The organism is Palleronia sediminis (assembly GCF_004358695.1).
GTDB lineage: Bacteria > Pseudomonadota > Alphaproteobacteria > Rhodobacterales > Rhodobacteraceae > Palleronia > Palleronia sediminis.
The window spans coordinates 324,915-338,865 of the sequence record NZ_SNAA01000001.1 but is presented as its reverse complement, the minus strand read 5'-3'; the positions used below and the strand labels follow the sequence as shown (position 1 = coordinate 338,865).

Here is a 13,951-nt window from a genome sequence, read left to right as displayed (position 1 = left end):
CGGCGCTGCTAGGCCATCTACCCGACAGCTTTGCTCAGGATTGCAGATGCCCGATGCCCCCAGGGTCCAGATCGCCGGCCTGACGCGCCGGTTCGGCGGACGGGCCGTGGTCGACGATGTGTCGCTTTCGATCGCGCCGGGGCAGGTCACCTGCCTGCTGGGGCCGTCGGGCTGCGGCAAATCGACGACCTTGCGCATGATCGCCGGGGTCGACCGACCCGATGCGGGCGAGATCCGGCTCGACGGGCGGCTCGTTTGCGATGCCGCGCGCTCGGTCCCGCCCGAGGATCGCGGCGTCGGGCTGATGTTCCAGGATTTCGCGCTGTTCCCGCATATGTCTGTCGCCGATAACGTGGCCTTCGGCCTGAGCGGATCGCGGGCCGAGAAACGGGCACGGGCGCAGGCGCTGCTGGGGCGGGTGTCGCTCGACCGGCATATCGACGCCTATCCGCACGAGCTGTCGGGCGGCGAACAGCAGCGCGTGGCGCTGGCGCGGGCCATCGCGCCGCGCCCCCGCGTCATGCTGATGGACGAGCCGTTCTCGGGGCTCGACGACCGGCTGCGCGACGAGATCCGCGACCAGACGCTCGAGGTGCTCAAGGAAGAGGGCACCGCCGTCCTGCTCGTTACCCACGAGCCGCAGGAGGCGATGCGCATGGCCGACGAGATCGCGCTGATGCGCGAGGGCCGGATCGTGCAGACGGGTGCGCCCTATAACATCTACAACAATCCCGTCGATCGCGAGGCCGCCGGGTTCTTCAGCGATATCAACGTCATATCCGGCGAAGTGAACGGGGCGCTGACGCAGACCCCCTTTGGCCAATTCCTGGCGCCGGGCGTGCCGGACGGCACGCGGGTCGATATCGTGATCCGGCCCCAGCATCTCAGGATCGATTTCGACCGGGCCGGGCGCGGGCCCAACCCGACCCCGCAGGACGGCACGCCCGCCCGCGCCGTGGTCGAACGCGCGCGGTTCATCGGGCGCGAAAGCCTGGTCGAGTTCCGGCTCGAGGCCGGGCCGTGCCTGACCGCGACGGTGCCATCGGTGTTCCTGCCCAAGCCGGGGACGCCGATGTGGCTGGCGATCCGGCGCGACCGGTGTTTCGTCTTTCCGCAGGCAAAAGAATCCTGATCTAAACAATCAGGATTGACCGGCCGGCACGATCGTGGTTCCCTGCGGTCATGTTTTCCATGACGGAGCCTGTCCCGTGCCCGGCAATCCCCCCCTTTCCGACGCTGCCACCCGCGGTGCCATCGCCGTGACCCGTATCGAAGCGATGTCCGCGATGGAGCGGCGCGCGATCCTCGCGATGCGGCTCTGGTGCGCGGGCGGGGTGCATCGCGACGAGATGGATGCCGATTTCGCGCGGCTCGGCCCCGAGGCGGGTCGGCGCACGGCGCGGGCCTTTCGCGACCTCGTGACCATCCTGGCCGAGATGGGGCGGCGTCCGCTGATGACCCATGCGCCGGGATGTGCCTGTGTCGGATCGGACGAGGCCATCTTTGCCCATTTCGTCGCCCAGTCCGCGACGGGCGAACGCGACGAGGCGCTGTTGATCGCGTCTTTGCTGATGCGGCTCGACATGGCGCCGCTTGCCGTTTCGCTGGCCCAGCAGGTGGGGCTGGCCTTGCTGCGCGGCCCGGCCGATCTGCGCACCGAACCCGCGGCGCCCCGGCCGAGGACGGCCCGGCTGCACTGACCGGGTGCCGTTGCGCGCCTGCCGTTATTCGGCCGCCGTCGCGTGGGGCAGGGCGATGACGTTCTCGCGCGGGGTGCGGCTGCGCGAAAAGCCGAGCTCTTCGAGCAGGTCGCCGAACTCTTCTTCCATGTGGGCGAGACGGCTTTCCATCGCATCCTCTTCGATCTCGATTTCCTCGCGCTGGCGCTTGAGCTCGTAGGAGATCGTCAGCGCGCGGTCGATACGCTCGGCGAAAAGCTCGATCTCTTCCTGCCTGTGCTTGAGGAAACCCTTGGCGCGGCTCACGTTCTCGTCGCTGTAGGTCTGCGCCAATTCGCGCGAGGCGAACGACATCTCGGCCGCGGCCTCGAGGATATCGGGTTCGAGATGGCCGAGATCGGGGTGCTGGTGCAGGAACTGGATGCGTTCCTTGACGGCGTCGAACTCGGACGCGAGGTTGAACACGCCCTCGCGGTCGGCACGATGGGCGGCGTAATAGGCCTCCATCACGTCGGACATGCTGATGCGGAAATCGCGATGCGTCCGTTCGAGCCGGGTTACGCGAAAGCCCGAGGGCAGGGCCGCGAGGATGGCCACGAGGATGAAGGTCAGGGCGATTTGTACGTAAAGCCCGGCATCGGGCAGGACGGTATCGCCGAAGGTCAGGCTCAGCGAGAGGTAGGGCAGGTATCCCAGCGCCCCGGCAAGGGTTGCCGCGGCGAGGGCGAGCGTGGCCAGCCCCAGGATGATCGCCGAGATCATCTGCAAGAGGGCGGTCGTGTCGATCGTTCCGTTGCGCGCTTTCGGCGTCATCGTTTCGGTCTCCGGTTCACAAGTCGGCGGCGTTTCGCTTATGGCCTCAATCGCAGGGGGGCCGTCTGGTTCCGCGAAGGCGCGGCGCGTCCCATCACGAATCGCGCCGCCGGGCGTGCGAAAGCGCCGCGAACCCGTCGGATCGGCGCGGCTCACGGGGGAAATCCGGTTGCGTTATCAACCCGTGGCGGGGCCGGACCGCGCGGCCGCGATCAGCGGTAGTCGCGGTGATACCGGCCGCCGAGGGACGTCAGGATTTCGTACCCGATCGTCCCGGCGGCGGTCGCCAGATCGTCGATGCCCTGTTCGGGGCCGAGGATATCGAGCCGGTCGGGAATGTCGGGCAGGTGGCTGACATCGACGGTCAGGAGGTCCATCGAGACGCGCCCGACCAGCGGGCACGGCGTCGCGCCGTGAAACAGCACCGCCTCGTTGCCCATGGCGCGAATCAGCCCGTCGGCATAGCCGGCCGAGACCGTGGCGATGCGCGCATCCTCGTCCGCGATCCAGGAGGCGCCGTAGCCCACGGTTTCGCCCGCCGCGACCTCGCGGACCTGCACGACGGGGGCCGACAGCGCCACCACCGGGCGGGCCTCGGCAAAGGGCAGACCGCCATAAAGCCCGATTCCCGGCCGCGTCAGGTCGAAATGATACTCGGGCCCGAGCCCGATCCCCCCCGTCGCGGCCAGCGAACGCGGCACCTCGATGCCATCGGTCATCTCGTGGAACACGGCAAGCTGGCGGCCGTTCATCGCGTCCTCGGGATCGTCGGCGCAGGCGAGATGGCTCATCACGAGCCGGGGCCGCTGCGCCAGCACCAGATCGCGCGCCGCCGCCCATTCGGCCGGTTCCAGCCCCAGCCGGTTCATCCCGGTATCGAGCTGGATGCCGAAGGGGTGGTCGCCCAGCGTTTCGAAATGGCGGGTCAACTGCTCGATGGAATTGAGCAGCGGCACCATGTCCGCCGCGGCGATGGCATCGGCATCGCCCGCCATATGCCCCGAAAAGAGCAGGATCTCGGCCTCGGGCAGGGCCGCGCGCAGGGCGGCGCCCTCTTCGGCGACGGCGATGAAGAAACGCCGCGCACCGGCCTCCCACAAGGCGCGGGCGACGGGGGCGATCCCCAGGCCGTAGGCATCGGCCTTGACCACCGCGCCGGTGGCGCAGTCCGCCCCGCTCAGCGCATCGAGCGCGCGCCAGTTATCGGCGAGCGCGGCGAGATCGACGGTCAGATGTGCGGTTCCCATGGGGCCGTCATTTTCCGGCGCGCCCCGAAGGTCAAGCGCCAAGCCGCCGCGCGGGCCCCTGCGCGGCGGGTTGTTGCCGCCCGCGCTCAGCGCAGTTCGTTCGCGCCGTCCTGATAGGGCTTCACGAGGTTGCCGAAGCGGGTGAACTGCCCCTCGAAGCTGAGATGGACGGTGCCGATGGGGCCGTGGCGCTGCTTGCCGATGATGACCTCGGCGCGGCCGTGCAGCCGCGCCATCTCGTCCTGCCATGCGGCCATCTTGTCGAGCTCGTTCTCGCCCGGCTTCTCGCGTTCCTTGTAGTACTCCTCGCGGAACACGAACATCACCACGTCCGCATCCTGCTCGATCGAGCCGGATTCGCGCAGATCGGAAAGCTGCGGGCGCTTGTCCTCGCGGTTCTCGACCTGCCGCGAAAGCTGGGACAGCGCAACGACGGGGATGTCGAGCTCCTTGGCGATCGCCTTGAGACCCTGCGTGATCTCGGAGACCTCGTTCACGCGGCTGTCCTTGGCCGAGGCCGGGCGCACGAGCTGGAGGTAGTCGACGATCAGCACGTCGAGTCCCCATTCGCGCTTGAGCCGGCGGGCGCGGGCGGCGAGCTGGCTGATCGGCAAGGCCGGGGTGTCGTCGATATAGAGCGGGCAGGCCTCTAGATCCTTGGCCGCGTCGATGAAGCGGCGGAACTCGGCCTCGGTCATGTCGCCGCGGCGGATGCGTTCCGACGGCACCTCGGCCGCCTCGGACAGGACGCGGGCGGCAAGCTGCTCGGCGCTCATCTCGAGGCTGAAGAACCCGACGACGCCGCCATTCTGGGGCGAACGGTCCCCGCCGGGCCCCTCGCGATAGGCCTTGGCGATGTTGAAGGCGATGTTGGTGGCCAGCGAGGTCTTGCCCATCGACGGGCGCCCGGCGAGGATCAGCAGGTCGGAGCGGTGAAGCCCGCCCAGCTTGGCGTCCATGTCGGCCAGACCGGTGGACAGCCCGGCCAGACCGCCCGCGCGGCCATGCGCGGCGTTCGCGTTCTCGACGGCCTCGGTCACGGCGCGCAGGAAGGACTGAAAGCCCTGGTTCACCTGCCCAGCCTCGGCCAGCGAATAGAGCCGCTGCTCGGCCTCGACGATCTGGTCGCGCGGCTCGTTCGTCTCATCGACCCGCGCGGCCTTGCCGGCGATGTCGCGGCCGAGCTCGATCAGTTTCCGCCGCACGGCGAAATCATAGATCATCTGCGCATAGTCGCGCGCCGCATAGGACCCCACCGCCGCGCCCGCCAGCCGCACGAGGTATTCCGGCCCGCCAAGCTCGTCGATGCCCGGCATGTCGGCGAGGAACGCCTTGAGCGTCACCGGCGAGGCCAGCGTGTTGATGGCGATCCGGTTGGCCGCCACCTCGAAGATGCGGCGATGCACCGGGTCGTAGAAATGCTCGGCCCCGATGATCTGGGCGACCCGGTCGTAGAGATCGTTATTGGTGAGGATCGCGCCCAGAAGCTGCTGTTCGGCCTCGATGGAATGGGGCAGCACCTCGGTCCGCGCCGCGTCGCCCGCGGCACCGGGGGCCGCCCCCGGACCGCCCGGACGTATCACTGTAACCTGCGTCATCGCCCTGCCATCCCCGGTTTGGGTTCATTCGTCGCCCGTGGATCTACCGCGGGATGCGGCGCCCCTTCAACGGGTGAGATGGGGGATAACTCGCGGGCGTGAGCCACCCTATCATGGGTGCCGGTCGATTGCGCCCCCAAGATACGGTGGCCGCCCGGCAGGCATGGGGGGCGAAGTTATCCCCCGCCGTCCCCGCGCCGCGCGTCCTGCCAGGCGCGCGGGCTGACGAGGAACGACTCGACCTCGCGCAGCGTCCCGGCGTCGAAGGCCGCGCGGGCGCGCGCCTCGGCCAGCACGTCCCACCAGGTGCAGAGCGCATGCAGCCGGACGCCGTGCCCCTCGAGCGTCGGGACCGTCTCGGGAAAGATGCCGTAGGAAAAGATGACCGCGGTATGGGCGCAGGTCGCCCCGGTGTCGCGAATCGCGTCGACGAAGCTCAGCTTGGAGCCGCCATCGGTGGTCAGGTCCTCGATCAGCAGAACGCGCTGTCCCTCGCGCATCAGCCCCTCGATCCGCGCGTTGCGCCCGTAGCCCTTGGGCTTTTTCCGCACATAGGCCATGGGCAGGGCCATCCGCTCGGCCACCATGGCGGCAAAGGGGATGCCGGCCGTCTCGCCGCCCGCCACGATGTCGAATGCTTCGAACCCCGCGTCGCGCATGACGGTGACGGTCAGGAAATCCATCAGCGTGGCGCGCAGCCGCGGAAACGAGATCAGCCGCCGGCAGTCGATATAGGTCGGCGAGGGCAGGCCGCTGGCCAGGGTGAACGGCTCGGCCGCGTTGAAATGCACCGCCCCCACCTCGAGCAGCATGCCCGCCGACAGCCGCGCGATCTCTTCGGCGGGGGGAAAGCCCGTGGGGATCATGCCGGCGCGCCGGGGCTGTAGGCGACGGGGTTGCGATAGGTCATGCGCCGCACCGACCCGGTCTTTGAGCGCATGAGGATCGTCTCGGTCGTGAGATAGCCCGGCTCGCGGCGAATGCCGGGCAGGATCGAGCCGTCGGTGACGCCCGTCGCGGCAAAGATCACGTCCTGCGTCACCATGTCGTCGCGGGTGTAGACGCGGTCGAAATTGGTCACGCCGGCCTTGCGCGCGCGGTCGCGTTCGTCGTCGTTGCGAAAGATCAGCTTGCCGAAGATCTGCCCGCCCATGCATTTCAGCGCGGCGGCGGCCAGCACGCCCTCGGGGGCGCCGCCCGAGCCCATATACATGTCGATGCCGGTCCGCTCGGCCTCGGCGGTGTGGATCACGCCGGCCACGTCGCCATCGGTGATGAGCCGGATCGCGCAGCCGGTGGTGCGCAGCTCGGAGATCAGCGCCTCGTGGCGGGGGCGTTCGAGGACGCACACGGTGATGTCGCGGGTCGAGACGCCCTTGGCCGCGGCCAGCGCCGAGACGCGTTCGGCGGGGCTCATCGCCATGGTGACGATCCCCGACTTGAAGCCCGGCCCGATGGCCAGCTTGTCCATGTAGACGTCGGGTGCATGCAGCAGCGATCCGCGCGGCCCCATGGCGATCACGGTCAGGGCGTTGGGCATGTCCTTGGCCGTCAGCGTCGTGCCCTCGAGCGGGTCGAGCGCGATATCGACCTCGGGGCCCTTACCGGTCCCCACCTCCTCGCCGATATAGAGCATCGGGGCCTCGTCGCGCTCGCCCTCGCCGATGACGACCGTGCCCGCGATGTCGAGCTTGTCGAGCTGTTCGCGCATGGCGTTCACGGCGGCCTGGTCGGCGGCTTTCTCGTCGCCGCGGCCGATGAACTGCGCCGAGGCGAGCGCCGCGGCCTCGCTGACGCGGGCAAGCCCGAGGGACAGCATACGGTCGTTGAAATCGGGCCTGGCCATCGGCGGGCACTCCGTTCTGGCGCGGCCGGGGTGGCGCGGCGCGTTCGGGGCCGGGTCTAGCGCGCGCGCCGCGCCGCGCACAAGTCCGTTACCGGAACCATGACGCAATGGGGCGCGCGGGGTCGCCTGGGCGCATCGCGAGCCGGCTCAGACGGCAAGCGTCTCGATCCGCAGGGCGACCGGGTCGCCGGCCAGAACGCCGGTCCGCCCCATGCTCTCGATGGCCTCGTCGAGCGAGGCCCGCGCCGCCTTGTGCGTCACGATCAGGACCGGGGCGACGGTCTCGGCGTGGTCGTACTGGCGCATCCGGTCGATCGAGATGCCCGCCTCGCCGAGGCAGGCGGCGATCTTGGCCAGCGCGCCCGGCTTGTCGTGCAGATCCATCCGCAGGTAATAGGGCGAGGGCGTGCCGGCCGTGGCGCGGAACGGCCGCGCGAGCGTCCCGGCGGGCTGGCCGAAGACCGGCATCCGCGTGCCGCGCGCGATATCGGCGACGTCGGCCATCACCGCGCTGGCGGTCGGGCCTTCGCCCGCGCCCGCGCCGCGCAGCACGATCTGGCCCACCGCGTCGCCGTCGAGCACGACCATGTTCGTCGCGCCCTGCAACTGGCCCAACGGCGATTTCGCGGGCACGAGGCAGGGCGCCATCCGCGCCTCGAGCCCCCGTCCCGTCATCTGCGCGACGCCCAGCAGCTTGATGCGGAACCCCAGGTCGGCCGCGTGGCGGATATCGGCGATGGATACCCGCTCGATCCCCTCGATGGCGACGCCCTCGAAATCGACCCGCGTGCCATAGGCCAGCGCGGCGAGCAGGGCGAGCTTGTGCGCCGCGTCGATGCCGCCCACGTCGAGCTGGGGATCGGCTTCGAGATATCCCAGCGCGTGGGCCTCGGCAAAGACCGTGTCATAGGGCAGCCCCGCATCCTCCATCCGGGTGAGGATATAGTTGCAGGTGCCGTTCATGACGCCCATCACCCGCTTGATGCGGTTGCCCGCCAGCCCCTCGGACAGGGCCTTGATGCAGGGAATGCCGCCCGCGACCGCCGCCTCGAAGCGGAGCGCGACCCCGGCCGCCTCGGCCCGTTCGGCCAGCGCGTGACCGTGCACGGCCAGCATCGCCTTGTTGGCGGTGACGACATGCTTGCCTGCGTCGATGGCCGCCTCGACCGCGGCACGCGCGACCCCGTCCTCGCCGCCGATCAACTCGACGAAGATGTCGACATCGTCGCGCCGGGCCAGCGCGACGGCGTCGTCCTCCCAGGCGTGGGCGGACAGGTCGATGCCGCGGTCGCGGCCGCGCTCGCGCGCCGAAACCGCCGTGACCGCGATTTCGCGCCCGGTGCGCCGGGCCAGCAGGTCGGCATGGGCGGCGACGATGCGCATCACGCCGACGCCGACGGTCCCGAGGCCTGCGATCCCGAGGCGAAGCGTGGTGGTCATGGCGGCGGTCTCCGGGGTTGGCTGAGCGGCGGGCAGTCCGCGCGACGCGCGGACCTGCGGCCGGGGCTTAGCCGCATTCGCGCCGGCCCGCCAGACCGGCGGCCCCGGCCCGGCCGGTCACGTGGCCGCGGCGGCACGGCCCTGCGCCGCGCGCAGCCGCGCCAGTGCCGCGCGCAGCCGCTCGCGATCCTCGGGGCTGAGCGCGCCGCCGCGCATCACCGCCGCGCGCGCCCGCAGATCCGCCGCCCGCGTCTCGAGCGAACGCGTCAGCGCGGGCGTCACCCGCGCGGGCGCGGGGGCTGTGGCGAGAATCCGTTCGACCGGCACGAGCAGCGGCCATTGGCCCGGCGCCGCGCGATCGATATCGGCAAAGGGCCGCCCGGTCTGGGGCAGGGCGCAGGCGGCCAGCGCGGCGGCGAGGACGAAAGGGGCGAGCGGGGGCATCGCGGCTCCGGCAGGGGAAACGGCACCGGGCGCGGGGCGCGGCGGCACCAGACTAGCCGCTTGGCCCCCGCGCGGGCAATCGCGCTTTTCCGCGGCGCGCGGTCGGGGTAGGCGAGGGGGATGGATCACGCGCCCGACACGCTCGCCCGCCTCGAGGCCTCGCCGCCGCGCCGCATCTTTGCCGCGGCCGTGCTGGGGGGGCTCGCCGCGTTGCTCGCGTGGCTCGCCGCGGCGGGGGGCGGCACGCTCGCCGGGGTGCTGGCGCTGCTGGCGCTGGCCGCGGGCTGCGCCTTTGCCGCCGTGAGCCTTTGGCGTGCGACCGGCTGCGCCATCGTGCTGACCGGCGACGCGCTGCGCGAAGAGGGCGGGCGCGTCCTCGCGCCGATCTCGTCCATCGCGGCGGTCGACCGGGGAATGTTCGCGGCCAAGCCCTCGGGGGGGTTCATCCTGCGGCTCGACCACGGGGCGGGGTTCGCCTGGGCGCCGGGGATGTGGTGGCGCATGGGCCGGCGCGTGGGCGTGGGTGGCGTCACCGCCGGGGCGCAGGCGCGCAGCATGGCCGATATCCTGGCGCTGCGCCTTGCGCGGGGCGATCACAAGGCCGGGTCATAGCCGATCTTTGCCAGGAACCGGGGCGAGGTGACGGTGATATTGCCGAAGGTCCGCTTGTCGATCCCGGTCTTGAAGGGCGGGTCGTAATCCATCCAGGTCTCGAGCACGATGATCCGGTCGCCGTCGAACAGGGTCGGCACGCGCGGCAGCACCGTCGATAGCGTCTCCTGGGTCAGCGGCGGCTGGCCGCCATCGGTGCTGTCGGACCAGTCGAGGTAGTGCTTGTCGTCGCTCTTGTTCCAGTGCAGCAGCGTCACCCGCAGCGAGGTGCTGGATCTGCCGCCCGAAAGATGGTCGTAGATCCGCCCCAGCCCGTCGACGTAGTTCGGCCCGAGCGAGGTGCGCGTGCGCGAGATCATGTCCGACAGCGAATAGGAGATCCTGAGATTGGCCGTCTGCGTGCGGTAGCCGTCGACATAGACCAGCGTCGCCAGCACCCCCCAGATGAGAAGCGGCAGGATCAGCAACGTCTCGGCGACATAGGATCCGGCCTCGTCGCGGCGGAACCGACGCAGGCGGTGCGCGATGCGGGACGGCATGCTCATGGCTCGTTCACGTAAAAGGTCGTGGCAAAGATCGGCACGCCGCCCTTGCCGGGGCGGATCATGCCCGCGCCGATCCCCGTGCCGGGCAGGATCGGGTCATAGAGGATGCAAAACCGCAGCATCATCATGTCGTTCTTGCCGCCGCGCCGGTAGGACAGCACGGGTTGCACCTTTTCCGAGCGGTCGATGCAGGTCGGGCGCGTGGCGGGGGGGGTAAAGGTCGCGGGATCGACCACCGTCATCTCGAGCATCATGTTGTCGGCGCATCCGGGCAGAACCAGCGCCTCTCGGCAGACGGCCGCCTTGAGCTTGTCGGGCGTGTCGAGCCCGGCATAGCCCAGCCGCAGGTCGCGCCCGACCTCGTCGATCGCGCGCTCGAGCATGACCCGCCTGAGTTGCATCGACCCCGCCTCCATCCCCGTGAGGAAGGGCCACAGGATCAGCGGGAACATCAGCGCCATCTCGACGGTCGCGCTGCCGCGGCAGTCCCGCAGGAATTGGCGGAACGCGCGGATCACTGGCTCAGCCTCAGCTGGTTGACGGTCGAGGCAATGGCGCTGAAGGCGGTGACGATCTCGGTGCCCTTGGCGCGGAAGAAATGGTTCTCGGAGGTGGCGCAGTTCTTGACCTTGACGGCATGGTTGTCGGTCGTCTCGAACGCGACGCTGAAGATGATGACGCCCTTTTTCTTGATCTCGGTGCACATCTGTTCCATCCGGCTGTCCTTGGTCCCGCCGCCGATGACGACCATCGCGGCGTTCAGGAACTCGTTCTCGCGGGTGCTGTCGCCGTCGCGGTCCCACTGGCGGGCATAGCCGTAATCGGCGAACCAGTCGGTATTGGCGTGCTTCCAGAGCTCCTGCCAGGTCAGGCGGACATCGCTCCCGGCGGTCTTGACGGGGGGCAGTTCGCCGCCCGCCCAGTCGACATCCCAGTTGTCGGTCCGCGGGCCGGAGCATTGCCAGCCGCCCCACCAGGTCCACCAGCAATTCTGTTCGACCTTGCGCTCGACGAACTCGGTGCCGCCTTCGGATTTGCGGGCCCATTTCCGTTCATGGGGCAGCCACCAATGCTCGTCCGCATCGCGGTTCTCGTGATCGCTGTCGTATTGCGGGACAAAGACCGAGTGGATGCGCTTGCCGTCCACCCAACGGGCCCAGACATTCGAGAGATTGTCGCCGGCATAGGCGGGGTTCATCATGTGCTGGCTCGTATTCGCACCGTCCGTCATCAGCACGATGACCTTGACCCGCGTGTCGTCGTAATCCCATGGCCGGCCCTTGAACTTGGCGGCCACGACCTTGTCATCGACGAGGCCATCGACGACCTCCTCCATTCCGGGGTCGAGGAAGGCCGCGCCCCATTTCAAACCGATATCGCTCGAGGTGTTGCCGTCATCGGTCATGGCGTTGATATGCGCCTTGAGCACGGCCGGATCGTCACCCAGGATCAGCGCCCTGGACGCCGCGTCCGACCGGCAGCCCCAGCGCCGCGCCCTGTAATCGCCCGAGTTGTAGGCGGTCGACCAGGGGTCGAACCGCGCCGTCTGCCAGATCACGCTGTCGTCGTCGAGCGCGGGCGTCGAGAAGTCGGTGGACCGGAAATCGACGCAGGCGCTGTCGTCATGCGACTGCTGCACCTTGTTCATGTGTTTCAGGACATTGGCGCCGATATTGACCTGCTCGGCATAGGGCACGATCGAGATCGAGGTCTTGCCGCGCAGCGTGCCGTCGGTTTCGGTCGGGATCATGCGGTCCACGAAATCGACGGCGGCCTTCTTGAGGTTCTTGAGCCGCGAATTGCTGCCCATCGATCCCGACACGTCGAGCACCATCGACACCTCGATATCGCCCACATCCTCGCGCGCGGTGCCGCCCACCAGCGCGGGGATCCGGTCGATCCCCACGGCGGGCAGGAAGATTGTCGAGACATCGGTGCTGGCCTCGGCGGTGACGATCTTGGAGTTGAAATTGGTCACGACCTTCACGTCGTCGAGCCTGTCGGAGATGCCCGCCTTGGCGAAATGGTCCCGCACCACGGCCTTGGCGTCGAGCTGCTGATTGCGGTCGGCGGCGGCGAGGACGGCGGCGTCGAGCGTGTTCTGCATCATCACGCGGTTGTAGTCGTGACGCATGATGTCGACCGACAGCCCGCCGACGAGGATGATGGCGAGAAACAGAAGCAGCCCGACGATGACGAAGGATCCGTCCTCCTCGTCGCGGAACCGCGCGAGCCGCCGGGCGTACGCGGGCGCCTGTCCGGTCCGGATCGTCGGTTGCGTCGGTGTCATGTCGTACCCTTCCCGCAAGGCGCGCCGCATGGCGGCGCAACGGTCAAAGGCCGGTCTGACGCGGTTCCATGGCGGATCGGCGGCGGTTCTGCGGCGCCCGCGGGGCAGGGCCCGCAGGCGTGGCGCCAATCCGGTCGGAAGGTCGGGATCCGGCCCTTCAGTCCGCCAAGAACACCCCAGAATTGCGGCAGCTTTTCGGCGCGGGCAGGACGAGGGCGCGGCATTGGCCATGCGTGGGCGACGATTCAGGCGCCTCGCGCCGATCGTTGCCCCGCGCAAACGAAAAGGGGCCGCCCAAAGGCGACCCCCCTCCCGAGCCTCGCGGCCCGGATGCGTCGGTGATTACATGTCGCCCGAGGGCATCAGCACCGAGTCGATCCCGTGGATCACGCCGTTCGAGGCCTCGATATTGGCGATCTGCACGGTCGCGCCGCCCACCGTCACGGTGTCGCCGTCGATGCTGACCTCGAGCTGCTCGCCATTCACGGTGTCGAGCATCTGGCCATCGGACAGGTCGCCCGACATCGCGGCGCCCGGCACGACGTGATAGGTCAGGATCGAGGTGAGCTGATCCCGGTTCTCTTCCTGGAGCAGCGTGTCGACGGTGCCGTCGGGAAGCGCGGCAAAGGCGTCGTTGGTCGGGGCGAAGACGGTGAACGGGCCGTCGCCGTTCAGCGTCTCGACGAGGCCGGCGGCCTCGATCGCGGCGGCAAGCGTCGAGAAGTTCTCGTTGCCCTGCGCGGTCTCGACGACGGTCATGCCATCCTGGGCAAAGGCCATGCCCCCGGCAACGGTCAGGGCAGCGGTCGCGGCGATGAAGGTTCTGCGGATCATTGGTCTCTCCTGATGTCTGGCAAGCCCTGTCCCGGGCTGCGATCCACGACATAGCGCCGCCCGGCGGGTGTCGAGCGGGTGCGGCCAAACATCGCCGGTGGCGCTTGCCCGGAGGCGGCTTTCCGCGCATCATCGCGCCGCCGACCCCTGGAACCGGAGATTTCGCCCATGTCCCGCGTGCTGCTGCTGCTTCCGGCCCTCGCGCTCTCGGCCTGCGTGGGCACGGCCCCCGACACGCCGCCCGTCGCCGCCCCAGCGGCCCCCGGCATCGAGGATGTCGCCGCGGCGATGAACGCACGCGCGGGCACCGCCTTTACCGAGGACCTGACATTCGCCGGCGCCTCGGTGGTCGAGGGGCGGCTGCTGATGCGGATGGCCCATGGCGACGCGGCCTCCGAGTTCACCGAGGGCGAGCGGAGCGATTACGCCCGCCGCTTCGACACCGACTTCGCCGCGAGCCTCTGCGCGGCCGAGGCGACGCGGACGCTGATCGAAAGCTCGGGCGGGGTCGCGGTGCGCGTCACCTCGAGCGACGGCCAGCCGCTGGCGCAGGGCACCATCGACTCCTGCTGAGCGGCGCGCGGCGCTGGACACGGCCCCGGC

The 13,951-nt window shown here is 69.5% G+C and carries 15 protein-coding genes; 4 read left to right on the top strand and 11 right to left on the bottom strand.

Going from position 1 to position 13,951, the window contains the following annotated elements; translation table 11 throughout:
* The first annotated feature begins 46 nt into the window (after nucleotides 1-46).
* The gene (locus tag E2L08_RS01795; protein WP_133395322.1) at nucleotides 47-1,132 is read left to right on the top strand and encodes an ABC transporter ATP-binding protein; all 1,086 of its coding nucleotides are present in this window, start codon (nucleotides 47-49) and stop codon (nucleotides 1,130-1,132) included.
* A 127-nt stretch (nucleotides 1,133-1,259) separates the two neighbouring features.
* Nucleotides 1,260-1,700: a hypothetical protein gene (locus E2L08_RS01790; protein ID WP_133395321.1), complete on the top strand. Its 441-nt coding sequence runs from the start codon at nucleotides 1,260-1,262 to the stop codon at nucleotides 1,698-1,700.
* A 24-nt stretch (nucleotides 1,701-1,724) separates the two neighbouring features.
* Here E2L08_RS01790 and E2L08_RS01785 read toward each other — a convergent pair whose 3' ends face one another.
* The 7 genes from E2L08_RS01785 to E2L08_RS01755 form a co-directional block, all read right to left on the bottom strand.
* Nucleotides 1,725-2,492, bottom strand: coding sequence for a DNA repair protein (locus E2L08_RS01785; RefSeq protein ID WP_133395320.1), 768 nt, complete (start codon nucleotides 2,490-2,492; stop codon nucleotides 1,725-1,727).
* 212 nt (nucleotides 2,493-2,704) lie between these two features.
* Entirely contained in the window at nucleotides 2,705-3,739 is a 1,035-nt protein-coding gene (alr, locus tag E2L08_RS01780) for an alanine racemase (RefSeq protein ID WP_133395319.1), read from the bottom strand.
* 86 nt (nucleotides 3,740-3,825) lie between these two features.
* Nucleotides 3,826-5,337, bottom strand: coding sequence for a replicative DNA helicase (locus tag E2L08_RS01775; RefSeq protein ID WP_133395318.1), 1,512 nt, complete (start codon nucleotides 5,335-5,337; stop codon nucleotides 3,826-3,828).
* A gap of 176 nt (nucleotides 5,338-5,513) precedes the next feature.
* Nucleotides 5,514-6,203, bottom strand: a complete 690-nt coding sequence (locus E2L08_RS01770; protein WP_133395317.1) for an orotate phosphoribosyltransferase — start codon at nucleotides 6,201-6,203, stop codon at nucleotides 5,514-5,516.
* Nucleotides 6,200-7,183 (bottom strand): class II fructose-bisphosphatase, encoded by a 984-nt coding sequence (glpX, locus tag E2L08_RS01765; protein WP_133395316.1) that lies wholly within the window; start codon nucleotides 7,181-7,183, stop codon nucleotides 6,200-6,202. The genes E2L08_RS01770 and glpX overlap by 4 nt, the downstream gene beginning before the upstream one ends.
* A 147-nt stretch (nucleotides 7,184-7,330) precedes the next feature.
* A complete protein-coding gene (locus tag E2L08_RS01760) occupies nucleotides 7,331-8,623 on the bottom strand; it encodes a homoserine dehydrogenase (protein WP_133395315.1) in 1,293 nt (430 codons plus the stop codon).
* 117 nt (nucleotides 8,624-8,740) lie between these two features.
* The gene (locus E2L08_RS01755) at nucleotides 8,741-9,067 is read right to left on the bottom strand and encodes a hypothetical protein (protein ID WP_133395314.1); all 327 of its coding nucleotides are present in this window, start codon (nucleotides 9,065-9,067) and stop codon (nucleotides 8,741-8,743) included.
* 120 nt (nucleotides 9,068-9,187) lie between these two features.
* Between E2L08_RS01755 and E2L08_RS01750 the strand changes: the two genes are divergently transcribed.
* Nucleotides 9,188-9,679, top strand: coding sequence for a hypothetical protein (locus E2L08_RS01750; RefSeq protein WP_133395313.1), 492 nt, complete (start codon nucleotides 9,188-9,190; stop codon nucleotides 9,677-9,679).
* Here the strand turns inward: E2L08_RS01750 and E2L08_RS01745 are convergent.
* The 4 genes from E2L08_RS01745 to E2L08_RS01730 form a co-directional block, all read right to left on the bottom strand.
* A complete protein-coding gene (locus tag E2L08_RS01745) occupies nucleotides 9,661-10,224 on the bottom strand; it encodes a TadE/TadG family type IV pilus assembly protein (protein WP_133395312.1) in 564 nt (187 codons plus the stop codon). The two genes, E2L08_RS01750 and E2L08_RS01745, sit on opposite strands and share 19 nt — an antisense overlap.
* On the bottom strand, nucleotides 10,221-10,742 hold the full coding sequence (locus tag E2L08_RS01740) for a TadE/TadG family type IV pilus assembly protein (RefSeq protein WP_133395311.1): 522 nt from the start codon (nucleotides 10,740-10,742) through the stop codon (nucleotides 10,221-10,223). The genes E2L08_RS01745 and E2L08_RS01740 overlap by 4 nt, the downstream gene beginning before the upstream one ends.
* Entirely contained in the window at nucleotides 10,739-12,514 is a 1,776-nt protein-coding gene (locus tag E2L08_RS01735; protein WP_168771018.1) for a TadE/TadG family type IV pilus assembly protein, read from the bottom strand. Before E2L08_RS01735 ends, E2L08_RS01740 begins: the two co-directional genes overlap by 4 nt.
* 342 nt (nucleotides 12,515-12,856) lie before the next feature.
* Entirely contained in the window at nucleotides 12,857-13,348 is a 492-nt protein-coding gene (locus E2L08_RS01730; RefSeq protein WP_133395309.1) for a fasciclin domain-containing protein, read from the bottom strand.
* Between the two features lie 168 nt (nucleotides 13,349-13,516).
* Between E2L08_RS01730 and E2L08_RS01725 the strand changes: the two genes are divergently transcribed.
* A complete protein-coding gene (locus tag E2L08_RS01725) occupies nucleotides 13,517-13,921 on the top strand; it encodes a hypothetical protein (RefSeq protein ID WP_133395308.1) in 405 nt (134 codons plus the stop codon).
* Nucleotides 13,922-13,951: the final 30 nt, after the last annotated feature.

Bases quoted from the DNA above. Each gene is read 5' to 3' on its own strand.
- E2L08_RS01795 (WP_133395322.1), top strand. From the start codon at position 47: ATGCCCGATGCCCCCAGGGTCCAGATCGCCGGCCTGACGCGCCGGTTC.
- E2L08_RS01785 (WP_133395320.1), bottom strand. From the start codon at position 2,492: ATGACGCCGAAAGCGCGCAACGGAACGATCGACACGACCGCCCTCTTG.
- alr (WP_133395319.1), bottom strand. From the start codon at position 3,739: ATGGGAACCGCACATCTGACCGTCGATCTCGCCGCGCTCGCCGATAAC.
- E2L08_RS01775 (WP_133395318.1), bottom strand. From the start codon at position 5,337: ATGACGCAGGTTACAGTGATACGTCCGGGCGGTCCGGGGGCGGCCCCC.
- E2L08_RS01770 (WP_133395317.1), bottom strand. From the start codon at position 6,203: ATGATCCCCACGGGCTTTCCCCCCGCCGAAGAGATCGCGCGGCTGTCG.
- glpX (WP_133395316.1), bottom strand. From the start codon at position 7,183: ATGGCCAGGCCCGATTTCAACGACCGTATGCTGTCCCTCGGGCTTGCC.
- E2L08_RS01760 (WP_133395315.1), bottom strand. From the start codon at position 8,623: ATGACCACCACGCTTCGCCTCGGGATCGCAGGCCTCGGGACCGTCGGC.
- E2L08_RS01755 (WP_133395314.1), bottom strand. From the start codon at position 9,067: ATGCCCCCGCTCGCCCCTTTCGTCCTCGCCGCCGCGCTGGCCGCCTGC.
- E2L08_RS01750 (WP_133395313.1), top strand. From the start codon at position 9,188: ATGGATCACGCGCCCGACACGCTCGCCCGCCTCGAGGCCTCGCCGCCG.
- E2L08_RS01745 (WP_133395312.1), bottom strand. From the start codon at position 10,224: ATGAGCATGCCGTCCCGCATCGCGCACCGCCTGCGTCGGTTCCGCCGC.
- E2L08_RS01735 (WP_168771018.1), bottom strand. From the start codon at position 12,514: ATGACACCGACGCAACCGACGATCCGGACCGGACAGGCGCCCGCGTAC.
- E2L08_RS01730 (WP_133395309.1), bottom strand. From the start codon at position 13,348: ATGATCCGCAGAACCTTCATCGCCGCGACCGCTGCCCTGACCGTTGCC.
- E2L08_RS01725 (WP_133395308.1), top strand. From the start codon at position 13,517: ATGTCCCGCGTGCTGCTGCTGCTTCCGGCCCTCGCGCTCTCGGCCTGC.